At 70.3% G+C, this 23,149-nt stretch carries 15 protein-coding genes; 7 read left to right on the top strand and 8 right to left on the bottom strand.

Annotation, left to right across the window (positions count from 1 at the left end; all coding sequences use genetic code 11):
• Window positions 1–41: 41 nt before the first annotated feature.
• Window positions 42–1,208: a DUF2786 domain-containing protein gene (locus ABZ855_RS37500; RefSeq protein WP_360814696.1), complete on the bottom strand. Its 1,167-nt coding sequence runs from the start codon at window positions 1,206–1,208 to the stop codon at window positions 42–44.
• A gap of 80 nt (window positions 1,209–1,288) precedes the next feature.
• Here ABZ855_RS37500 and ABZ855_RS37495 point away from each other — a divergent pair, with 80 nt between their 5' ends.
• Entirely contained in the window at window positions 1,289–2,020 is a 732-nt protein-coding gene (locus ABZ855_RS37495; protein WP_360814693.1) for a Clp protease N-terminal domain-containing protein, read from the top strand.
• Between the two features lie 58 nt (window positions 2,021–2,078).
• Window positions 2,079–3,815: a bifunctional 3'-5' exonuclease/DNA polymerase gene (locus ABZ855_RS37490; protein ID WP_360814691.1), complete on the top strand. Its 1,737-nt coding sequence runs from the start codon at window positions 2,079–2,081 to the stop codon at window positions 3,813–3,815.
• A gap of 663 nt (window positions 3,816–4,478) precedes the next feature.
• On the opposite strand, the gene ABZ855_RS37485 is transcribed toward ABZ855_RS37490, so the two are convergent.
• On the bottom strand, window positions 4,479–5,366 hold the full coding sequence (locus ABZ855_RS37485; RefSeq protein ID WP_360814688.1) for a glycosyltransferase: 888 nt from the start codon (window positions 5,364–5,366) through the stop codon (window positions 4,479–4,481).
• Between the two features lie 247 nt (window positions 5,367–5,613).
• Window positions 5,614–6,666, bottom strand: coding sequence for a ScbA/BarX family gamma-butyrolactone biosynthesis protein (locus tag ABZ855_RS37480; RefSeq protein ID WP_360814685.1), 1,053 nt, complete (start codon window positions 6,664–6,666; stop codon window positions 5,614–5,616).
• A 398-nt stretch (window positions 6,667–7,064) separates the two neighbouring features.
• Here ABZ855_RS37480 and ABZ855_RS37475 point away from each other — a divergent pair, with 398 nt between their 5' ends.
• Window positions 7,065–7,793, top strand: coding sequence for a response regulator transcription factor (locus ABZ855_RS37475; RefSeq protein ID WP_360814682.1), 729 nt, complete (start codon window positions 7,065–7,067; stop codon window positions 7,791–7,793).
• Window positions 7,794–7,950: 157 nt separating this feature from the next.
• Window positions 7,951–8,598, top strand: coding sequence for a ScbR family autoregulator-binding transcription factor (locus ABZ855_RS37470; RefSeq protein ID WP_360814679.1), 648 nt, complete (start codon window positions 7,951–7,953; stop codon window positions 8,596–8,598).
• Here ABZ855_RS37470 and ABZ855_RS37465 read toward each other — a convergent pair.
• Window positions 8,595–8,975, bottom strand: coding sequence for a metalloregulator ArsR/SmtB family transcription factor (locus tag ABZ855_RS37465; protein WP_360814676.1), 381 nt, complete (start codon window positions 8,973–8,975; stop codon window positions 8,595–8,597). The genes ABZ855_RS37470 and ABZ855_RS37465 overlap by 4 nt on opposite strands.
• Before the next feature lie 238 nt (window positions 8,976–9,213).
• Between ABZ855_RS37465 and ABZ855_RS37460 the strand changes: the two genes are divergently transcribed.
• The 3 genes from ABZ855_RS37460 to ABZ855_RS37450 all read left to right on the top strand — a co-directional run bounded on the left by ABZ855_RS37460 (window position 9,214) and on the right by ABZ855_RS37450 (window position 16,153).
• A complete protein-coding gene (locus tag ABZ855_RS37460; protein ID WP_360814673.1) occupies window positions 9,214–10,422 on the top strand; it encodes an MFS transporter in 1,209 nt (402 codons plus the stop codon).
• 318 nt (window positions 10,423–10,740) lie between these two features.
• Entirely contained in the window at window positions 10,741–14,631 is a 3,891-nt protein-coding gene (locus ABZ855_RS37455) for an ACP S-malonyltransferase (protein WP_360814670.1), read from the top strand.
• Window positions 14,632–14,656: 25 nt separating this feature from the next.
• Window positions 14,657–16,153, top strand: a complete 1,497-nt coding sequence (locus ABZ855_RS37450; protein ID WP_360814667.1) for a hypothetical protein — start codon at window positions 14,657–14,659, stop codon at window positions 16,151–16,153.
• A 9-nt stretch (window positions 16,154–16,162) separates the two neighbouring features.
• Here the strand turns inward: ABZ855_RS37450 and ABZ855_RS37445 are convergent, their stop codons facing one another.
• The 4 genes from ABZ855_RS37445 to ABZ855_RS37430 form a co-directional block, all read right to left on the bottom strand.
• Window positions 16,163–17,653, bottom strand: coding sequence for a Tat pathway signal sequence domain protein (locus tag ABZ855_RS37445; protein ID WP_360814664.1), 1,491 nt, complete (start codon window positions 17,651–17,653; stop codon window positions 16,163–16,165).
• Between the two features lie 173 nt (window positions 17,654–17,826).
• Entirely contained in the window at window positions 17,827–19,083 is a 1,257-nt protein-coding gene (locus ABZ855_RS37440) for an acyltransferase (protein ID WP_360814662.1), read from the bottom strand.
• A gap of 287 nt (window positions 19,084–19,370) precedes the next feature.
• Window positions 19,371–20,123: a barstar family protein gene (locus ABZ855_RS37435; RefSeq protein ID WP_360814660.1), complete on the bottom strand. Its 753-nt coding sequence runs from the start codon at window positions 20,121–20,123 to the stop codon at window positions 19,371–19,373.
• 119 nt (window positions 20,124–20,242) lie between these two features.
• Window positions 20,243–23,077: a polymorphic toxin-type HINT domain-containing protein gene (locus tag ABZ855_RS37430; RefSeq protein ID WP_360814658.1), complete on the bottom strand. Its 2,835-nt coding sequence runs from the start codon at window positions 23,075–23,077 to the stop codon at window positions 20,243–20,245.
• Window positions 23,078–23,149 lie beyond the last annotated feature (72 nt).

The raw sequence follows: 23,149 nt of genomic DNA, 5'->3' as shown, positions 1-23,149 counted from the left end.
GAGGTCCTGAGGCTCTGATTTCGTGGGGCAGGCCGTGCGCGTCAGGCGTCCGGGAGGCGGGGGCGGGCGTGCAGGGCCGCCCGGTCGGCCGCCGCTGTGCCCTCCGTCCAGCCCGCCTCGTCCGTGACGCCCCGCAGGCGGGTCGTGGTGGTCGTGGGGAACATCTGGTCGAGATGGGCGGTGACCGCCAGGTCCCGGGTGGCCAGGACCGGGAGCAGGGCGGTCGTGGTCCGTGTCGCCGCCGCCTCCGCCGTTTCCGCTGCCGCCGCCGCGGCCAGGCGGGCGCCCGTCTTGTGCGCGTAGGCGGCCAGGAAGGACTGACGGAAGGTCTTCGTCCGCTTGCGGCCCTTGGCCCGCTGGGCCGCCTCCGCCCTGGTCATCGCCGTCGTGGCCTGGACGAGCAGGGACGTGTAGAGGAGTTCCACCGTCTCCAGGTCGGGCTCGAAGCCCACCACCGTGGAGAAGCCGAGAGCCTCGTTCCACACCGCTCGGCAGCGGTTCGCCTCGGCCACCGCGTGCAGCAGGACCGCCTTCGCCTCCTCGTACGGGGCGTCCACGCCCAGGCGGCACGCGCGTGGGGCGTCGGGTGCCGGGGCGTCGGCCGCGAGCAGGGCCTCGTCGATGCTGTGCCGGGCCATCAGCTCCTGCGCCTTCGCGCTCAGCGCCTCCGCCTCCTCGGGAAACCCGGTCGCCTCCGCCTTCGCCAGCAGCGCGCGGATACGCGGCAGCATGCGGGACTCCGGGCGGACCGCCTGCCGGGAACCCTCCCCCGGCCCGGCCGGCTGCTCGTCCAGGGACTCCAGCGTCGGCAGGGTCAGCAGCAGGCGGTACAGCTCGAGAACCGTCGTCGCGTGCGTGAAGCGGTCCGTGCGCGGTGGGGCGGGGGTGGCGGCGAGGTCCGTCAGCTGGTCCGTCCAGCGCGGGCCCCGGGGCCGGTCGTTCGGCGCCTGGGCGGTGATCAGCGCGGAGACGAGGCGCACGTGTACGTCGTCCAGCTCGCGTCGTACGAGGCGTACGACGTCGGCCGGCTGCCAGCCCCTTCGCCAGGCCGAGGCGACGAACTCCTCGCCACGCCGGGCGAGTTCGGCGTCGGCGGCCGGGTCGGCGGCGAGCAGGGACGCGCCCGTGTCGAGGGTGGTGTCCGTGTCGGCGTACAGGGCGGCCTTGAAGGCCTGTTCGACGGCGGTGCTGGGCGGGCTGCTGGTCACGTGTCGATCGTGCCATGCCCGCCGACTCCACTGTCAACTTCGGGTTGACACTCCAAGGACTGCCAACCTAGGGTTGACACATGACGAGCGATCAGCCCGTAAGGGCCTCCGTACGCCTCGACGACCTCATCGAGGCCATCAAGAAAGTCCACACCGACGCTCTCGAGCAACTGCAGGACGCGGTGCTCGCCGCTGATCACCTCGGGGAGGTGGCGGATCATCTGATCGGCCACTTCGTGGACCAGGCACGGCGATCCGGTGCCTCCTGGACCGACATCGGCAGGAGCATGGGCGTCACCCGGCAGGCCGCGCAGAAGCGGTTCGTGCCGAAGGGCGAGTCGGACCTCGACCCCAGCCAGGGCTTCAACCGCTTCACGCCACGGGCCAGGCAGGTGGTGGTGAGCTCCCAGGAGGAGGCCAAGTCCGCGGGCAACGACCAGATCCGCGTCGAGCACCTGGTCCTGGGTCTCGTCGCCGAGGCGGAGGGGATCGGGGCGAAGGCGATCACCGCGCAGGGCGTCTCGCTGGACGCCGTGCGGGAGGCCGCGACCGCCGGGCTCCCGTCGCCCGCCGAGAGCGTTCCCGCCCTCATCCCCTTCGACAGCGACGCGAAGAAAACCCTCGAACTCACCTTCCGCGAGGCCCTGCGCCTGGGCCACAACTACGTCGGCACCGAGCATGTCCTGCTCGCCCTGCTGGAGTTCGAGAACGGCGGGGGGCTCCTGTCCGGCCTCGGCCTCAGCAAGCCGGCCGCCGAGGAATACATCAGCGCGGCCCTCGCCAAGATCGAGGTGACCTCCGAGGAGGGCTGAGAAAACGCTGAAAGCGCTGGTCAGGGTCGTTGTCAGACCCTCCTGCCACACTCGTGGAATGGCAGGCGTGGCGGAGACGGCAGAGCGGTGGGCGCTCGCTCCGGCCGAGGACGGCGGCGTGGAGATCGCCCCCCTCGGTCCGGACGGGCTGCCCGCCGGGCCGGTGCGCCGGGAGGGGGATCTCGGGGCGGCGGTCCGGGGCCGGCCCGAGGTCACGCGGTGGGTGTGGCGGTCCACCCCCGAGGTCTATCCGCGACTGCTCGCCACGGGGGTGCGAGTCGAGCGGTGCTACGACATCGAGGACGCCGAGACGCTGCTGCTCGGGCACGAGGGGCGGCTCGGCGAGCCCCGGTCCGCGGCGGCGGCCCTCGCCCGGCTGCGCGGTGGTCCCGTACCGCCGGATCCGCCGCAGCGGTCCGCCGAACCGGGCGCGCAGTCGCCGCTCTTCGAGCCGGGTCCGGTGCACGTGCCCCTGGCCGACCTGCTGGCGGTGTACGCCGACCAGCAGCGTCGGCACGACGCGACCGCGCACCCGGACCGGATGCGGCTGCTGACGGCAGCCGAGTCGGCGGGGATGCTGGTGGCCGCCGAGATGAACGCGGCGGGGCTGCCGTGGCGCGCGGACGTCCATCGTGAGGTGCTCCACGAACTGCTGGGCGAGCGGTACGCGGGCGGTGGTGAACCCCGGCGGCTCGCCGAACTGGCGGACGAGGTGTCGGCGGCGTTCGGGCGCCGGGTGCGGCCCGATCTGCCCGCCGATGTCGTCAAGGCCTTCGCGCAGGCCGGGATCAAGGTGCGGTCTACGCGGAGATGGGAGATCGAGAGCATCGACCATCCGGCGGTGAAGCCTCTGGTCGAGTACAAGAAGCTGTACCGGATCTGGGTCGCGCACGGCTGGTCCTGGCTCCAGGACTGGGTGCGGGACGGGCGGTTCAGGCCGGAGTTCCTCGCGGGCGGGACGGTCACCGGGCGCTGGGTCACCAACGGCGGGGGCGGGCTGCAGATCCCCAAGGTGATCCGGCGGGCCGTGGTCGCCGACCCCGGGTGGCGGCTCGTCGTCGCCGACGCCGACCAGATGGAGCCGAGGGTCCTCGCCGCCATCTCGCGCGACCCCGGGCTGATGGAGGTCGCGGGGCGGGAGAGCGACCTCTACCAGTCGGTCTCCGACCGCGCGTTCTCCGGCGACCGGGACCAGGCCAAGATCGCCGTGCTGGGCGCGGTGTACGGACAGACCTCCGGCGACGGCCTCAAGAACCTTGCCGCGCTCAGACGCCGGTTCCCGAAGGCGGTGTCGTACGTGGACGAGGCCGCGCGCGCGGGAGAGGAGGGGCGGCTTGTGCGGACGTGGCTGGGGCGTACGTGTCCCCCTGCGGTGCGGGCCGGCGACGATTCGGCGGAGGAGGCCGGGATCCCGCTGTCGGAGGACGAAGGGGGCGTCGATCCGGGCGGGGCATCGGGAGGCGCGGGAGCGCAGGAGTGGGTGCCGGGGTACGCCTCCTCCAACTCCCGCGCCCGGGGCCGCTTCGCGCGCAACTTCGTGGTCCAGGGCAGCGCCGCCGACTGGACCCTGCTGCTGCTCGCCGCGCTGCGCCGGTCCTGTGCGGGGATGGCGGCCGAGCTGGTCTTCTTCCAGCACGACGAGGTGATCGTGCACTGTCCCGAGGAGGAGGCGGAGACGGTCGTGGCGGCGATCCGGGAGGCGGCGGAACTGGCGGGCCGCCTGACGTTCGGCGAGACACCGGTGCGGTTTCCGTTCAGCACGGCGGTGGTGGAGTGCTATGCCGATGCGAAGTGAGGGGTGTTGGGGGGCGGGGGAGGTGACGTGACGGGGCTTGCGGGCGGACCGGGGGTGGCGAGGGGCGGGTGCCGTAGGAAGGTCTCCGTACGTGGGTCCCCAACCAGGGGACGTCGTACGGAGGTCCGGGCGCGGATGCGGTGCGGGCAGCGCGGGATGGCGCCGGGACCGGCCCTGCGGGCGGCCGCCGAGGCTCGCGGGTAGGCCGGGGTCGGAGTGGGCGACTCGGGGTTGCTGTGGCTGACGTGGCCGACGCCTGGTGCGCGCGACCGGCGCATGTTCGCGCGACCGGCGCCTGGCGCGCATGGTCGGCGCCTGGTGCGCGCGCCGACGCCCGGTTCGCGCGGCCGGCGCCCGGTTCGTGCGGTCGACGCCCGGTTCGTGCGGTCGGCGCCCGGTTCGTGGGGTCGGCGCCTGGTGTGGACGGCCTGCGCCCGGGTTCGTGCGGCCGGCGCATGGTTGCCGCGACCGGCGCCCGGTTCGTGGGGTCGGCGTCTGGTTCGTGTGGTCGGCGTCTGGTGCGCGCGCCGACGCCCGGTTCGCGCGGCCGGCGCATGGTTGCCGGGACCGGCGCCCGGTTCGTGTGGTCGGCGCCTGGTGTGGGCGGCCTGCGCCCGGGTTCGTGCGGCCGGGTTGGAGCGGCGGGACAGGGTGGGGGCCGGTTCAGAGGATGGGTGGGCGGCCCAGGCGGGTCAGGTTCCATACCGTGCGCCAGCTCATCGGGCGGCGTTCGCCCGCCGGTTCTCGTAGGCCCTCTGCGAAGCCTGCGAACCAGGCCCGTAGTGCTCCTGCGGAGCGGGCGCGCAACACGGTGATCGCGATCCATACGGCCAGGTGCACCGGGATCAGCGGCAGGGGCAGTCTGCGGCGGACCAGCCAGACCCGGTTGCGGGCGGTGACCCGGTGGTAGATGGCGTGCCGCGCGGGCGAGGTGCTGGGGTGGCGCAGCAGGAGACGCGGTTCGTAGAGGATCTTCCAGCCGGCGTCGACGGCCCGCCAGGCGAGGTCGGTCTCCTCGTGGGCGAAGAAGAAGGCGGCGGGCCAGTCGCCGGTCTCGTCGAGCATCGCCATGCGCAGGGCGTGGCCGCCGCCGAGGAACTGGGTGACGTATCCGCCGAGCATCGGGTCGCCCGCGCCGGGCCGGGGAACATGCCGCCGCTGGGTCACGCCGTTCTCGTCGGCGATGCGGAAGCCGACGATGCCGAGCCGGGGGTCGGCGGCGTACAAGTCCCGTACGCGGGTGAGTACATCGGGGTCGATGAGCAGGCCGTCGTCGTCGAGGTCGACCACCACGTCGATGTCGCCGAACTCCCGCAGCCGGGCCAGGGCCACATTGCGGCCGCCCGGACAGCCGAGGTTCTCGTCGACCTCGATGGTGGTGACCTCGCCGGAGAGACCGGGGAGTTCGGGCAGCGGACAGCCGTTGCCGACGAGCACGATGCGGTCGGGGGCGAGGTCCTGCTTGGCGATCGACTCCAGCAGCGCGTTCAGCGCGACGGGCCGGTTTCCCATGGTCACCACGGCCACCGCGATGCGCGGCTCCACCGCCATGCCACCCACCAGCCCACCTCGTTCCGGCCGCCGACGTCAACCATCGCGGTCGGATGCTATCTGTTTACAGTAAGGATGTATTAAGTACGCATTAAGTACGTCTCTTCTGCATAACACCCTACGGCTTGCGGTCGGAGCCCGACTCCAGCCACGTCCGCAGCGCCCACCACCAGTGCACGCTACCCAGCGGCCCGGAACTCATGCCAGTGAGTCGGGCTTGCCGAACATCTGTCCGCGCAGGGCCCGTTCAGGCCGCCGGGTCGCGCAGTACCAGGTCAGCGGCGAAGACGCGTTCGCCCTGTTGGGTCGCGAGGACGTGGACGCGCAGGTCCTGGGCCGGGCCCGCGCCGTAGGAGTCGGGGCGGGCGACCCTGGCCTCGATCCAGCAGGGGGCGTCGAGTTCGGCGTACCGGGCGAAGCTGCTGTCGAGGCCGAGGAGGAGCGCGTCGGGGCGGCCGGTCGCCGCGCGGGCCGCCTGCCGTGCCGCCTCGATGAGGAGCATGCCGGGGATGTGGTCCACCGGGTGGTCGAAGAGGATGGGGTGACCGGTGTCGACCCGGAGTTCCCATCTGTTCGCCCAGCGGTTCCCCGCGCCGCGCTCCCCGGCCCTGGCGGGGGCGGCGAGCAGCACGTTGCCCGGGTCCGTGTGCCCGACCTCGGCCGGGTCGACCGGCGACGGCAGGGCGCGGTCCACCGTGGTGGGCCGGCCCGCGCGCAACCGGCGGTGTACGGCGGGGCTGGTGACGCCGAAGCTCGCACCGCCGGTGGCCACCGGCACTCCGTCGCGCCGGACGGAGACGTCGTAGCGCATGCCCGAGATGGTGCGGCCCCGGCGGACGATGTCGTGGCACGTTGTGTGCAGTTCGACGTCGGTCGGGGTGACTCCCGTGGTGAGGGCGGCCGGGGTCGCAGCGAAGGACAGGCTCCACATCAGGAACTGGTGGCCGAACGGGACCCCGTACTCCGCGTGCGACAGCAGGGTGCCGGCCTGCCGGATCGACTCCAGCAGGAGCAGCGGGTCCTGGTGGCCGTGGGCGGGCGCGAAGAGGGCGTGGCCGCGCGGCCACTGGGCGCTGACGACGAAGGAGTCGGAGGCCACGGGGCCGGGTTCCGCGGGGTCCGACGCGGAGGGGGCGGCCGGTGCGGTCGGGGCGGCCTCCCAGCCGGTGAGGAACACCTCCGCCACGGCGGCACGGTGGACATAGCCGCGGGGAACCGTGGTGGTGAGCAGTGAACCGGTCGGCGTGGTGCTGTCGGTCGAGGCGGTGTCGGTCCCGGGCACTCGGGTCGGACTCGGCATCCTCGGCACTCCTGTCTGTTTGTGGACAGGGGAGATGCCGGACCGCGCGTCAGGACCCCCCGTCCCTGATGAACGCGTACAGCCATCAAGATACAGACAGGGCGGTCGGTTTCAACAGTAAAAGCTTGCTAAAGACATGCGGACGTGCTTGGTTTACGCGCGCGTTACGTTCACTTCTCATACTCACCGCCGCACGGAAGTCGAGGCTGCGCGAGGAAGGAAGGGGGGATTTGCTGGGAATTAAACCTTTTCGTGAGCCTTAGGGAAGGGCTCGCGTCTCGAGGGCGACGAATGTAGGGGCCATCCATAACGCGTTGACAAACAGACCGACTTGCCTGTTACCGTCCTTGGCGGTACCCGCTCACCAGTTCGCCGTGGCGTGCCTCAGGAGGGCAACGATGAATCAGCAGGTCGTGGATTCGGACAGGCCGCGCCAGGAGCAGCAGGAGCGGCAGGACGCGTTGAGGGTGCTCGTCGTGGAGAGCGAGACGCAGGCCGCGGACACACTGGTCCAGGAACTGCGCCGGCACGGCCATCTCGCCCGGAGCGTGCCCACCGCGGCCCTCGCGCTCCAGGCCCACCACAGTGTCGACCTGGTCCTGCTCGACCTGGACCTGCCCGACCTGGACGGTCTGGAGGTGTGCCGGCGGATCCGGGCGGTGGGCGACGTACCGATCATCACCGTGACCACGCGCGGAGCCGAACTGGACCGCGTACTCGGACTCCAGGCCGGCTCGGACGACTACGTCGTGAAGCCGTACGGGTTCCGGGAGTTGCTGGCCCGGATGGAGGCGGTGATGCGCCGGGCCCGGCCGCGCCCGGCGTCGACGCGCCAGCAGGTCATCACGTACGGGCCGCTGCGCATCGACACCCGTATCCGCGAACTCCTGCTGGAGGGAAGACGGGTGGACCTGACGCCCAAGGAGTTCGACCTGCTTCATCTGCTGGCCTCACAGCCCGACACCACCCTGTCCCGGCGGCAGTTGATGAGTCAGGTCTGGGACGACGACTGGTCGCACCGGGGACGCACGATCGACACCCACGTCAGCAGCCTTCGCGGCAAACTGGGCTCCAGCAACTGGATCGTCACGGTGCGCGGGGTCGGGTTCCGCCTCGGACATCCCTGAGCTCGCCTTATGGACTTCCGCAGGGACATCCCCATGGCCATCCGACGCCGTCGTGACCATGACTTGAAACGGAGTCCCGCATTCCCCACTGCAATCGGGCCGCATACAATGCAGACCTGTCTGTATTTTTTCCGATCTTGGGATGCGAGGACCGGGGATGGCCCAGCAGGAGCGAGGCATCAGGTCGAAACGCTCGATCCTGGAGGCCGCGGCGGGCGTGTTCGGAGAGCGCGGGTACGACGCGGCGAGCACGAACGAGATCCTCGCGCGAGCGGGCCTCACCCGGGGCGCCCTCTATCACCACTTCCCCTCCAAGGAAGCGATCGCCACCGCGCTGCTGGAGGCGCAGGGCGAGGCCCTGGTGGTGCCGGACCAGCCGATGAAGCTCCAGTGCGTCATCGATCTGACCCTGGGGTTCGCCCAGCGGCTCCAGTACGACACCGTGCTGCGGGCGAGCGTACGGCTGGCGGTGGAGCAGTCGTCCTTCGCGCCGCCCGCCCAGACCCCGTACAACCAGGCCATCACGGTGATCGAGGATCTGCTCCAGCAGGCCGACAAGCAGGGCGAGTTGCTGCCGGGCACGGACATTCCGGAGGTCGCGTCGACGGTCGTCGGCGCGTTCACCGGACTCCAGGTGATGTCCCAGGCGTACAGCAACCGGCAGGACCTGCCCAGCCGGATATCAGCGCTGTGGCGTCTGGTCCTGTCCGGGCTGGCGGCACCGGGGATACTCCCCCGACTGCGCACGACAGTGCCGCCGGAGACGGTCGGAGAGGCGGCCGAGCAGCTCCGGGACCCGGTCTAGGAGACGGTTTCCAGGAGGTCCAGGCCCTCCGCGTTGCCGACGCCGCCGCGCAGTTCCTCGACGAGCCAGGCGATGCGCTCCTCGTCGCGCCGGTAGTGCGTCCACTTGCCGACGCGGGTGGAGCGGACCAGTCCGGCGCGCTCGAGCGTGGCCATGTAGGCGGAGACGGTGGACTGGGCGAGCCCGGTCTTGGCCTGGATGTGGCTGACGCAGACACCGACCCGGCGCGGGTCGGTGATCTCCGGCTGGACCGGGAAGTGGTCCTCCGGGTCGCGCAGCCACTGCAGCACCTGCAGGCGCACGGGGTTGGCGAGCGCCTTGAGGGGCTCCATCAGCGGGGCGAGATCGCCCGTCGTGGGCATGTCGTGAGTCGTCATGAGCCTTCCGAGACGGGCGTAGGACCGGTGCGGGACAAGCGATTATTCATCGATGATAAGCGATACGTCACCCGATCGCCGGGTGGGCTCTGACCTGCGACGGGGCTCCCCCGGCGCCGGTGACACGCCTCCCACCAGCAACGGAGGCTCCCAGGGGCGGGGTTGACAGTTCATATCGAGGTTCTGCGATACTTCGATGCGTTCGAGCTTCGCTTCATCGCAACGGAGGGTTTTTCTCATGCCTGTCGGGCTTATCGCCCTGGCTCTGGGGGGCTTCGGTATCGGCCTCACGGAGTTCGGGATCGTAGGACTGCTGCCCGAGGTGGCAGACGACTTCGACGTCTCCGAGTCCGCGGCCGGGTACCTGGTCTCCGGCTACGCGCTGAGCGTCGCGATCGGCGCCCTCGGGCTCACCGCCGCGATCGCCCGCTTCGACCGCAAGAAGGTCCTCGTCGGCCTGATGACCCTGTTCATCGTCGGCAACCTGATCTCCGCCGTCGCCCCGACCTACTCGCTGCTCATGGTCGGCCGGGTCGTCGCCGCCCTCTGCCACGGCGCCTTCTTCAGCGTCGGCGCCGTCGTCGCCTCCGACATGGTCGCCGAGAACAAGAAGGGCAGCGCCATCGCCCTCATGTTCGGCGGACTGACGGCCGCCAATGTGCTCGGCGTGCCGCTCGGCACCTTCCTGGGCCAGCAGCTCGGCTGGCGCTCCACCTTCTGGGCGATCACGATCCTCGGCTTCGTCACCCTGGCCGGCATCCAGGCCCTGGTTCCGCAGAGCAGCGCGTCCGCGCCGACCGACCTGCGTACCGAGCTCGCCGTGTTCCGGCGCGGTCAGGTGTGGGTCTCCATCGCGCTGAGCATCCTCGCCTTCGGCGGTGTCATCGGCGGCTACACCTACATCGCGTTCACGCTCACCGAGGTCAGCGGGTTCTCCGACAGTGCGGTGCCGTGGCTGCTCGTCCTGTTCGGCGCGGGCACGTTCATCGGCAACTTCTTCGGCGGCAAGGCGGCCGACAAGTCCCTGAACAAGGCCCTGATCGGCGCCATGGCCGGACTCGCCGTCGTCATGGCCCTGTTCGCCCTCACCGCCGAGAACAAGATCGCCACGATCGTCGCCCTGCTGCTGATGGGCGCCATCGGCCTCTCCGCGGCGCCCGGTCTCCAGGCGCGCGCCATGAAGTACGCCTCGGACGCGCCCACCATGGCCTCCGGCGCCAACATCGCCGCCTTCAACGTCGGCAACGCGCTCGGCGCCTGGATCGGCGGCCTCACCCTCGCCGCCGGGTACGGCTTCGTCTCCCCGCTGTGGGTCGGCGCGGCGCTCGCCGTCGCCGGGCTCGGGGTCGCGGTGGCGGGCTCGCTGGGCGGTGCGCCCTCGGTCTCGCGGGCGACCGCTCCGGGTGTCGCGCGCCGGGCGGAGAACGTGGAAGCCGGCGTTCAGTAGAAGAATTCTTTCGGAAACATCCTCGAATCGGAAACATTCTCGAATTCGAATTCGCATTTGAATGAGGCGGGGCCGGGATCCGTTATGGTTCCCAGCCCTGCCTCATTTTTCTTTCCGAGACACAGAGCCCTGACCAGCAGACATGACACTTCTCTGACGTTCCTCTGACATCACTTGAAAAGACCTGTAGAAGCTTGAACCGGCAAGCGTTGTAGGCGGTCCTGCAGGGGGGTCAGAATTTATTGGCAAGCCGAAATTCCCCTCACTTTTCGCGCCCAAAGGCGAGCGCGTGACGCCCGAAAAGAGAAGGCGAGATCCGTGTCCCGGTCCATGACCCGTACCGCCCCGAACCCGGCCATCACCGCGACCGCCCCCGTAGAAGACGTCCGCACCAGGGACCGTGTCCGCGTCGCCGGTTTCTTCCCCGGCCTCGGCAGCCGCGCCGCCTACCAGAACCTCGGCCGGAGCCTGCTCGACGCCGGCGTCCCCGAGATCACCGCTCTCTACGAGGAGGCCGCCCGCGCCCTGGGCGTGCCCGGCCGGCCCGAACGGCTGCTGCTGACCGCCGAGAACCTGCCCGTCGGCACACTCGAACGACAGGGGTTCATCGGCGCGGCCCTGCTGGTGCACAGCCTGGCGCTGGACGCCTTCCTGCGGGACCGGATCGACGAGCGCGGCACGCCCGTAGGGCTCGTCGCCTACACCGGCGAGAGCTTCGGCATCCTGGCGGCGGCCGTGGCGAGCGGCTCCCTGTCGGTGTTCGACGGGGTCAAGATCGCGCAGGCGTTCACACCGCTGATGCTGCTGGCGGCCGGCGCCGCCCCCGCCGACCCGGCCGCCCCGGCCAGTCCTGCGAACCCCGGGGACCCGACCGGCGGCGCGGACACCTCGTACGGCGGCGGGCCCTTCGCCCGGGCCATCGCCTGGTACCTCCCGGAGTCCGTGCGCCGTACGCCCCTCGTCCCCGAGCCGTCCCATGTGCTGGCGGTGCGTGCCGGGACCCCCGACGCGCTCGCCGCCGTGCTCGACGAGATCCGGGGGTCGTACCCGGCCCGGGACGTCGAGCTGCACAAGGCGTACTCGCCGACGCAGGCCAATCTGTACGTCCGTACCGGCGTCAAGGCGGGCTTCGACCGGTTCATGGCCGCGTATCCGCACATCGCCACCGAGGAGCTGAAGGACCCGACCGTCTTTCTGGCCCACTCCTCCCGGATGCGGCCCGCCCGGCACGCGCTGGAACGTTTCCTCGACGTCAACCACATCCGTTTCGAGGAACCCCGCGTCCCCGTCGTCTCGAACCACGACGCGTCCCTCCTCACCACCGCGGCCGGCGTCCGGCGCGGGGTGCTCGCCATGACCGACCAGGTCATGGCGTCCCGGGACACCTGCGAGATCCTCGGCGGCCTCGACACGGACGTGGTCCTGGAACTGGGCCCGGGCGACAAGTCCGTACAGCTGCTGAAGGACAACGGCTTCGCCGCCCCGGTGATGGCGTACACGGGCAGCGAGGAGGACACCGAAACGTTCCTCCGGGCCGTGACCGTCGTGGACTCGCTCATGGCGGCGCTCGAGCGGCTCTACTCGGCGGACGAGCGGGCGAACGGCCAGGGGGCCGCCGAGTCGTACAAGCGGTCGCACGAGCCGTCGTACGAGCGGCGGGAGCATCGGGCGTCGTCGTACGACGTTCTGCGTGAGCTGTTCCGGCTCGCCGAGCGGAGTGAGTTCTGCGACGACTACTTCTCGCGCACCCTCGGCCGGGTCATCACCGCGGAGATGCTGCGCCCCGCCCGGGAGGGGTCGGCGGCGTTCTACACGCTCCTGGAAACCTTCCAGCACACGCGAAGTCACCGGGAGCACATCGCCGTCGGCCGGGGCGAACTCGTCGTCAAGGCTCGGCTGAAGAAGCGGATCACCCGGGCGGCGCACGAGGATCCCGCGCTGCTGGGCCGGGCCGCCGTCGAGCTGAAGGTGCTCGACCAGGACGGGCGGGCCAGTACGCGGACGGTCGACACCGACCGGCCCGAGGTGCTCGTCTTCCACTTCGACGGGCTGGCGGGCGTCGACGCCGACACCATGGCCCGCCGCACCCGGCTGCTCCTCGACACCCAGCCGACGGCACTCCAGACGTACAACCAGCTGCTCGAAGGGCTGCGTCGCGCCCGGAACCGTGACCGGATCGGCGGGCTCGACGCCGACACCGTCCCCCGGATCGGGCACCGGGTCGTCTACCAGTACCTGCTGTTCGACGCGTTGGTGCAGCACAGGCCCGGTCTGTTCGCCCAGAGCGACCACTATCTCGAGGGCGGCGACCCGCTCGGCTGGCTGACCGCGCTGGCCGTCGCCGGTTCGCTGACGCCCGCCGACGCGGTCGTCCTGTACGAGCTGTACGAGGCGCGTGCGCAGGGCGAGGAGATCGAGCGGGTGCTGGATCGGCTCACCGAGGCCGAGATCCCGCTCGTCTCGCCGGAGGGCGTGCCCGCGCAGTCCCGCAGGGACCTTCAGGACGCGACCCGGGCGGTGCTCGTGGCCGGCGCGCTGGACGGTGCCGTACGGCGGATCCACCTCAACGGCAACTGCCAGTTGCTGGCGCTCGGTTCGGACCTGGAGCCCGGTCTCGCGGGCGTGGACGCCGGACGGTTCGACGCCCATCTCGTCCGGATCACCGAGCCCGCCGAGTCGTGGCGCAAGCGGCTCAACCCGGCCCTGGACGACCTCGAGTCGGCCTGCGTCCTCGCGCTCACCGAGGAGAACGAGCGCGTCCTGCACAACGCCCGCAGCCGCCGCCTCCTGTCCAGCACCGTCTACGCCTACACCCACATCGACGAGGCGATCGTCAACTTCGGCAAGGGTGGCAGCGAGTCCATGACGATCTTCGTGAGGAAGGCGGGCGAGGAGCGGATCACGGTCCGCAAGATCCTCAGCGAGGCCCTGACGACCGCCCACTGGCACCCGGACGGCGACGGTGTGATGCTCCCGCCGTTCGCGAAGGCCGCCAAGCAGGCCGAGTTCCTCCAGTCCCTGCCCGCCCCGGTGAGCGACTACTTCCCCGAGGTGTACGACGTCCTCGAACGCGAGGTCCCCGTCGGTGACTCGGTCGGGCGTGAGGTCATCTACGAGATGAGCTATGTGGCCGGGGACGAGGTCAGCCGGTTCATCGAGAAGCACACTCCGCCGCCGGCCGTGGTCGCCCGTCTCTACGAGCAGATCATCCGGGTGCTGCACGAGGACGTGCACAGCGTCGGACGAGTCGCCGCGCCCGGCGAGACACTCGACATCTCGTACTTCCGGAAGATCGAGGACCGGCTCGCCCTGTGCCGCCGCACGGCACCGCGCACCTTCAACCCCGCGCTGCTGGACACCGAGCGGATCGTCGTCAACGGCGTCTCTTATCTCAACTCCGGTGCCCTGCTGGAGCGTTTCCGGTCGGCGCCCGAGTTCCTGGAGGTTCTCGAGCCCGCCTTCCACTCGCTCGTCATGGGCGACACGAACACCGAGAACATCAAGATCACCAACAGTGAACCCCTGCTGCACGCCCAGCGGTTGATCGAGTCCGGGGCGGGCGAGGGGCAGGTACGGGCGGCTCTCGACGCGATCACCGCCGAGGCGCTGGGCGTCAAGTTCCTCGACCCGCGCGCGATCGGCTTCAAGGGCGAGGGCCGGGACACGCGCGACGACGCGATGTACGACAACAAGCCCTGGCACAACTCCATCGGCCACTACGACGAGATCCACTTCGAGCAGTTCACGATGAACGTGGCGGTCGAAGAGGGCACGACTCCGCGCGTCGACATCGCCTTCCTGGACGGGAACCCCTACCAACTCGCCTACCGGGTACGGGATGTGGTCGCGGGCGGCGGCACGGTCGACCCCGACTCACCCGAGGGCATGGAGGACTGGTTCGCGCCCGTGATGACGGCGGCCCTCGGCCTCGACGACCCCGACTCGCCGTTCCTGCGGGACGACCCGTACTGGCTGATCCGGTTCGTCTTCATGATGGGCCAGCACTTCACGGCGATGCCGCCCTTCCACTTCCAGCAGGAGCTGGACGGCACCCTCCTGGACACCTACCGGACCCAGCGCCGCCCGGTCGCCATCTACTGCGAGGGCGTCAAGTGGCTGAACTGGGCGCTGGAAATGCTGGAAGGGACACGGACCGAGTTCCTGGGACTCCGGGTGCCGCCGCTGCCGTACCGCCCGGCACATCACTGATCACCGAACGGAGGACACCTCTTTCATGACCTCAACTTCCCTTCCCCTCTTCCCCGTTCCCGTGGACGGCCTGCGTCATCTGTCGAACGAGACCCGGGTGATGGCCACGCCGTGGTCGCGGATGGTGCGCGGGATCGGGCTCGGCCAGTACCCGATCCCGTACGACGCCCAGGGCGCCGCCCGGATCCGGCAGGCGTTCGCTCTGCTGGCCGCCAAGGGCGTCGAGCGCGGCGCGTACACCCGGTTCTCCCGGCTGCTCTCGGACTTCGTCCTCGACGTCGTCGATCCGGGCCGCCCGTTGCGCAGTGCCGACCTGGAGCGGCGGCTCGGGCCGGTCCTCGACGCCGTCCGGGCGGAGGAGAACCCCTACTTCCGGATCATGGCCGGGTGCGTTCTGATGGACGCGGTCGCCAAACTGGGCCTGGACAAGGGCCTGTTGGTGAACTCGGCGACCGGCATCGACTTCCCCGCCGAGATGCTGGCCGTCGTCGACACGATCGAGCCGGACCGGATCAAGGACGAGAACGCGGGCCGGCACGGCCACTACGAGAAGCTGTCCGCGTCCACCGCCGTGTTCCTCGCGATCGGCCAACTCGGGCTCGGGGACCGGCTGGTGATCGGGCGGCGCAACCACGTCCGGGAGGCCCTGGAGCTGCTGGAGAAGATCCCGGCGCCCTTCTTCCGGGGGCGCGGCGGGGCGATGCTGCTGTCGGTGGTGGCACTGCTCGGGCACGGACGCGCGATCCACGGCGAGGGCCGGGACCACATCAAGGAGGTCCTCGACTACCTCGACCGGGCTGACGAGTTGAACCTGCCGCCCGCCTTTCCGCAGCCCATGTCGGAGAGCTTCACGGAGATCTATCCGCTCCTGACGATGCTCAACGCCATCGCCCTGAGCGGCCGGCCCGAGGAGTACCTGACCTACGGCCGGGACCGGCTGGCGCAGGCCAGAGAGCTGCTGGCCCGGATCACCCCGGTCGAGCGCACCCACATGGGCCTCTACTACATCGTGGCCCTGCACAACCTCGGCCGGCTCGACGAGCAGGTCCCGGATCTGGACGCGCTGGTCGAGGACATCGTGGGCCAGTGGCGGCACATCGATCCCGGGGCGAACTACTTCCTCAACGGCATCTCGTACGCGTACATCATCCAGACGGCGATGCTCACCGGCCGCATGGACCTGATCGGGGCGGACACCCTGGACCGGCTGGTGGACGGCTTCCCCGACCTCGACCGCACGGACGACGACCGGATCAACCGCCCGTACCCGTTCGCGTACACACTGAACGTGCTGGGGGAGATCGGCGCCTCGCACCTCCTGTTCGAACCCCGGGAGGCGTACGGCGGTGCGGCTCCCCTGGCCTGGGTCGTCGACCGGCTGTCGGAGGGCGGCCAGGAGGAGCACCGGCTGTACATGCTGAACCACGCCCTGGTGAGCTACGCACTGCGGATGCGCGGCACGGCCCGGGGTGAAACCCCGTTGTTCCAGGGCGCGTTCAGGTTGTTCGGAGGTAACAGCTAGGGACAGACCCTAGGCCCGCAGGGGGTTCGTGCGGGTCGCCGCCAGCAGGTACCAGGCGGTCGCGCCCGTGTGGCGGTACGGGTAGTAGCCGAAGCCGAAGCCCGTGTCGAGGGGGCTGCTCGCCGAGACGACCCCGGCGCGTTCGGGCAGGGTCCGGGTGCCGACGGTCTGGCCGGTGGCGAGGAGTTCCTGGGCCCGCTCGATGGAGGCGACCAGCCGGTGGGCGCGTGCCTCGTCGCCGTGTCCGGCGCGGTCCCGGAGGGCGAGGGCGAGGTGCGCGGTCCCCTCGAACCAGACGCCGTTGCGGTCCGGCCTGGGCTGGAACTCGGCGATGGGCGCGTCCTCGTTCGCCAGCAGGCTCGCGGAGCTGAAGGTGACTCCCTCGTACGACTGGCCTGCGGGGACTGTGCTGTTGGTGCGGTCGGACCGGTCGAGGACGGCCAGTTGGGTGGCTGCCCAGTCCAATGAGCCGTTGTATCGGCGGGAGTTGAGGGCGAGGTGGGTCCAGGTCTGGGTGTCCTCGGGGATGGGGAACTTGTTGACGGTCACGCCGTCGTTGGTGCCCGTGTAGAAGAAGCCGGCGGTGGGCTCCCACATCTTCTCGACGAACGCCCGCGCCTTCGCCCGCCGCCCGCGCCACACCGGGTCCCCGGTGAGCTGGGCGAGCTGTCCGAAGAGGGCGACCAGGTCGGTGTTGTGCTCGGTCGAGCTGAACGGCAGTTTCGTGTCGGCGCCGTCGACGCCGAACTTGTAGCCGCCCAGGGGCTGGTCCGTGCCGCCGTTCACCTCGATCCAGTTGCCGATCCGTACGGCGCCGTCGAGGAAGCGGCGCTTGCCGGTCCGGCGGGCCAGGGTGGCGAGCGCGATACCGGCCCAGGCCATGTCGCCCACGGCGGTGCCGGTGAACCCGAACTGGGTGCCGACGTTGGCGGTCCCGTCGGCCCGTACGAACCCGTCGGGCTGCGCGACGCCGTCGAAGAAGACGTACGGCCCGACGTTGTAGGCCTGCCTGAGCCTGCCGTCGTCGTACACCGGGTCGTGGTTCTGCGCGTACAGCAGGGCGTCCCCGAGGGCGACGGCCCGGCGGCGGCCGTCCTCGGTGCGGGCGGTGAGGTGGGCGAGGATCGCCAGGGCGTTGTCGTAGGTGAACGCCGTGCTGAACAGGTTCGCCTGGTCGGTGTAGCTCTGGGTGAGACGGAGGTCGCCGTGGTCGGGGTAGCCGTCCATGGCGGCGGCGAGGAAGGCGTGGGCGCGGCGCTGGGCGGAGCGGCTGGAGCCGGCCCCGGTGCGGGTGCCGGAGCCGGCGGCGGCCGCTGTGCCCGAGGCCGCCGCCGTGAGGGCCGCCGCGCCGAGGCCGGCGGCGCCGAGGAGCGTACGGCGGCTGAGCGCGGGGCCCAGCGGGCTGCGGCTGTCGAACCCGTCGGTCCTGTCGGGCCCGTCCGTCCTGTCCGGCCTGTCGAACTTGCCGGGCCCGCCGAGCCTTCCGGAGCTGCCGTTCATGGGTCTCCTCTGCCAGGTTTGAGAGCGCTCTCACGAACGCGCGCTCATTCTGCTGCCGCACCCGGTGCGGGTCAACGCCCCTGAGATGTACGCGGGTTGGACTGTACGGGGAACGAGGAAACCCCGGGCCAGGAGGGTGACCCAGGGTTTCGACTCAGGAGGCGTTCGGCCGGTCAGGGTGTGGACGAGGCGTTGCGCAGGCGCGCGAACGACGTGTCCAGCCCTCGCTTCATCAGCCGCGCCAGGGGCGCTTCCACGTACTTGTGCACCAGCCAGCTCAGCACCAGGAAGCCGGCGATCACGGACAGGACCAGGAGCCGGGCGTCCATGGTGTCGCGGAGCCGGTTGATGATCGTCGTACCGACGAAGTAGTGCATCAGATAGAACGGGTAGGTCATCGCACCCGCCGTGACCAGCCACTTCCAGCGGATGCGGTCGGTGTAGCCGAGGGCGACGCCGACCATGAACAGCAGGAAGACGGTGAAGATCAGCACGCTTCCGCGCCAGCTGGAGACGTGCTCGATGTGGTCGATGCGATGCCCGATCTCCAGTTGGCCCATCATCCACGACAGGCCGAGGATGCCCCACAGCAGCAGGTCCTGGCCGAAGCGGTGCATGAGGTAGAGGGCGAGGCCCGCGATGAAGTACCAGGAGCCCTCGGGGTTGATGATCAGCGTCGCCGGCGCGAACCCGGCGGCCGGGGCGAGCATCGAGGCGGCGCCCCAGACGCAGCAGAACACCACGACCTTGCGGTACGTCAGCCCGGTGACGACGAGGACCATGAAGAGGAGGTAGAAGCGCATCTCGGACCAGAGGGTCCAGTACACGCCGTCGACGTTTCCGACGCGGGAGCCGGACTGGAGCATCGTGAAGTTGAGCAGCACCTCGCGCGCGCGGCCACGCTCCCACACACCGGGCATGGCTATCAGGGCGGCGGAGGTGAAGACTATGCCGAACCAGTACGCCGGGTAGAGGCGGATCACGCGGGAGGTGAAGAACTGGCGCGGGGTGCGGCCCCAGCAGGACATGCAGATCACGAAGCCGCTGATCACGAAGAAGATCTCGACGCCGATCCAGCCGTACGCGGAGAACCGGAACCAGTTCGGCATGATCTCGGAGACGGACCGGCCCCAGATCGCGTTGTCCGGCGCGTTGACCCGCGCGGTGCCGGCGTAGTGGTGGAAGGCCACGAAGAGGGCGGCGAGCAGACGGAGCCCGTCGATGGCGTACAGCCGGCTGTTGCCGCGCCCCGGGATGGCCGCGTGCTTCGCGGAGGCCCGGGTGGGCTTCTGCGTCGTCCCGGCGGGCCCGGGTGACTGCTCGGTCGTCGCGGCGGGGAGAGGCTGCCGCGGGGAGGGGATCACCTTCTGCATCCCGCCCACGAGCCGCCCGCCGGTAGGCGGCCCACTGTCCGCGCCCTGCATCGACACCTGATTCCTCCATCGGAAAGCCCGCACACGTCCCCCCGCCCATGCCCCCGAAAACGTCTGTGCAGCCGGTGGTGGAACGGCGGACGCTTGCCCAGCGGCGGCCACGGCAAACCCGCGAACACCGTAGAACCTCATGACCCACACTCAGGGACTACTGACTCACATCAAGGGTTGTAACCCGGAACTGTCAAATTTTGACATGTTGGGGAAGATCCGAGTCCGCTTGATGTTGGTTCGCGGTCGTGACAAGCCCCACGTTCGAACGTCCGGGCATGAGCGCGGGGGATTTAGCCGTTTTCGTCCCCCGTCACCTCGACACCGTGTTCCTGGAACAGGGACACGACCTGGTCGACGAACCCGTCCCCCAGCCCCGCACGGGAGGACGAGGAATTTCGCCATACGAGGCGAAATGCGGAATTGTTCTCCCGCTGCGTGTTGCGGAGACAGTCGTCAAGGGCGTCGAGGTTGGATCCGAAATATCCCCCGGGGCCGTTGACGGCTTCCCCCAAGGCGCAGTAGAAAGCGTATCTGGTGGTGATTCCGGCGCCGTCGAGAACCGCCGTACCGGAATTCCCGTACCGGGTCGCCCTCTTTCCCGAGTCGAACCAGGCCGTCTGCACGACATGCAGCCAGCTCTCGTGCCATTCGGACGGTTTCCGGTACCACTCTCCCGGCTCCGCGGGTCCGCCCGCGGCCCATGTCCTCCAGATCTCCCCCGCCTCGGGGAACTCCCATGCGTATCCGAAGAAGGAGTAGCCGAGATCGGGGTGGTCGTCGGCACTCACGGTCGGCGTCCCGCGGAAGGCGGCGGCCACCCTCCCGAGGTAGTACCTCCCGATCGTCTCCCCCTGCCGGTCCACGACCTGCAGTTCTGCCGCCTCGGTCTTGCGTCCGGCCGAGCCGATCAGGTGAACTCGGACGAACGTGACCGTGTCCGGCGGCTCCTGGTCGGGGCCCACGAAGAAGTCCCGGAGATCCTCGGCGGCCAGCAGGATTTCTCCGGACTCGGTGTCGACGAGCCGGTAGAGAATGGCACTCATGAAAAGCCGTTTCGTTCAGGACAGGCCGAAGCCGCGCGGCAGGTTCGTCAGATCTCGACGATACGCCGCGCGGCTTCGACCGGTCACCATCTATGTACCGACCGCTTCAATTTCTACTTCTACTTCTTCGTCCAGCCCCAGTCGGGGAAATGCGGAGCGGTGAAGCGCTGAATCTTCTTGTAGTGCGTGGTGGTCCACCCGATTATCTCGGTACCGTTCGGAAGGGTCTTGACCAGGATTCTCTCGTTGTCCCCGGCGCCCGGTACCGCGTACTCGAGAGCGTCCTCCCACTTCGGCCACTCCCGGCCCCTGTAGACATCGTGCGACACGAGCTGGCCCTGCTTGTAGAGGTCGTACGCGTTCGCGACCTCGTTGGTCATCCCCTTGGGCAGCTTGTCGGAGAGACGGCCGTTGGGGCAGCGGTCGTTGTGGACCAGTACCGGGGTGGCACCGGCCAGCACGTAGTACGTGTGCAGCTCGGCGACGGTCAGGTTGTGGACGCGCTGGTCCTTCACCGCCCAGGACTTCACCCCGGTGACCGGCACCTCCGTGCCCGTCGGCGTCCTCAGCCGCGTACCGGGACGGAGTTCCGCCGCGTCACGCCAGTCGTCGGTGGTGCCGTCGGCCCAGAACTGGTGCTTGTCGGTGGCGGTCACCGCTGCGGTCGAGCCGGAACCGTTCTCCGGGACCGTGACCCGCACGAGCTGCTTGTCGCCGCGGCTGGTGATGGTCGCCGTGACCGGCTCGACCAGGGTGCGCCCGGTCTCCGGGTCGGTGGCCAGTACCCGGTCGCCGGCGCGGACGTCCTCGATCGCCTTGGTGCGGCCGTCGCCCAGCAGTACTCGGGTGCCCGGGACGAAGCTGCTCTTCTTCCCGCACGGCATCTTCTTGAGGAACTTGAGCTTGAGCGCGGCCAGCGCCAGGTCGTCGAGGCATCTGACCGACTTGCCCGTGAGGCACTTCTCGATCTCCTCCGCTCCCACGTACCAGATGATCAGGCGGTCGAGATAGGTGCTCGTGATGCAGCCCATGCCGCCGGCGCCGTCGGCTCCGCAGACCAGATACGTCTCGCCCGGCTTCAGCGGCTCGTTCTCCCAGGGGTTCCCGCGGAAGTCGATCAGCCGCTTCTCCAGAGCCCTGCGCAGCTCGTCGTCGGACAACGGCTTGCTGGTCTGCTGGGCCTCCTCCTTGATCTGCGCCTTCAGTTCCGCCACGAGCTTGTCGGCGGCGACCTTCATGGCCTCCGTCGCCGCCTTCGACGCCGCGATCGAGTCCTTGCCCGCGGCCTCGGCGGAGACCTGGGCCTGGTACGCGGCGACGTCGGCCTGATAGGCGTAGTCACCGGCGACGGCGGCGGAATGCTGGGCGCGTTCCGCCGAACGGGCCGCCGACCGCGCGTCCTGCTGGGCTGCCGCCGCCGCGTTCCTGGCTGTTTTCGCGGACTCGGCCGCCTGTGCCGCGGACGTCGCGGCCTGGTCCGCGGACTTGTCGGCCTGCTCGGCGTACGCGTTGGCCTCGTCCAGGGACTTCTTCGCCTTGTTGGCCCACTCGGTGGCCTCAGCGGCGTTCTTACGAGCGTCCGCGGCGGCCTTCTGCGCCAGGGACGCGTCCCGCTGAGCGAGCGTCGCCGACCTGTAGGCCGCCTGCAGCAGGGTGCTGACCTCGGCGATGTGCGCGGCGGAGTTGGCATCCCGCTGACGCGCCTTGTGGACGCCGACCTCGAGGAAGGGCCGCAGAGCGGACGGCGGTCCCGACAGCGCGGCCTGCGCGGCGGCCTGGACCTCCGGGCCTCCGGTGGCGAGGGCCTGGGTGACGGCTACGCGGTCGTCGTCCTCCTGCGCCTTGTACTGACCGGAGTCCAGGAACGCCGCCAGGTCGGCCGCGGTACCGCTCAGCGCCTTGCTCGCGGCGGCCTTCACCCCAGGACCGCCCGCAGCCGAGATCTTGGCCACGGCGACCCGGTCGTCGTCCGCCTTGCCCGGGTAGGCGCGGGTGCGCAGCCACTCCCGCACCTGGGCGATCGGCTTGTCCAGCACGTCCAGGGCGGCCTGCTGCTGCGCGGGGATCGTGGTGGTCGACGCGATGTGGCCGACACTGGCCCGGTCGTCCTGTTCCAGGGCGAGCGTGAGGGTGTTTCGCACGAACTCGGCCACGTCGGCGTCGGTGCCCGACAGCGCGTTCTCGGCCGCGTCCCGTACCCAAGTCCCGCCGGTGGTCAGCAGGTTCACCGCGGCCTGCCGTCCCTTGGCGGCCGTGACCGCCGGGTCGGTCGCCGCCGCGGCCTCGCTGATCAGCTGCTGCGTCTGGGAGTTGATCTGCTGAAGCCGGCCGATCTCCCACTCGGAGGCGGCCACGGAGGCATCGTGCGCCCGGCTGGCCTCCTCGGCCGCGAGAACTGCCTCGTCCTGCTGCTGGGCCAGCCGTTCGGCGTCCGCCTTACGAGCCAACTCCACCACGGTCGAAGCCTGTTGAGCGGCCTTCAGCGCGTTGTTGGCGGATGCCGTGGCCTCGTTCGCCGCCTCGGTGGCCGCCTTGGCGGCGTCGACCGCCTTGCCCGCCTCGTCCGCGGCCTTGTTCGCCGCGATCGCCGCGGCTTCCGCGTGTGCGGCGGCGTCGTTGGCCGCGTCGCGCGACTGCCGGGCGGCCGTGCCGGCCTGCTTGGCGTTGGACTCCGCGACGCCCGCCGCACGCGTGGCCTGGTCGGCCTGCCGCTTGGCCCGGGCGGCAGCGGCCGCCGCCTCGTTGCTGTTGGCGCCGGCCTGGCCCGCCCAGCGGCCGGCGTCCGCCGCGGCGGCTGCCGCCGCGGCCGCGTTCAGGCCCGCGCTGGCTGCGGCTCCCGCCGCCTTCGCCGCGTTGTCGGCGGCGATACCGGCCTGGTCCGCGGCGTCGGCCGCCTTTCGGGCCCCCTTGGCCGCCGCGTTCGCCTTCTGAGCGGCCGCGCGACTCGGGGACACGGCCCATGCCCTCGCCCGCGCCGAAGACGGCATCCTCCTGTCCCGCAATCACGCCGCATGTACGGCCCACCG

The sequence above is a fragment of the Streptomyces sp. NPDC047042 genome (genome assembly GCF_040644035.1).
In the GTDB taxonomy this organism is placed as follows: domain Bacteria; phylum Actinomycetota; class Actinomycetes; order Streptomycetales; family Streptomycetaceae; genus Streptomyces.
This window is presented reverse-complemented; position numbering and strand designations above follow the sequence as displayed.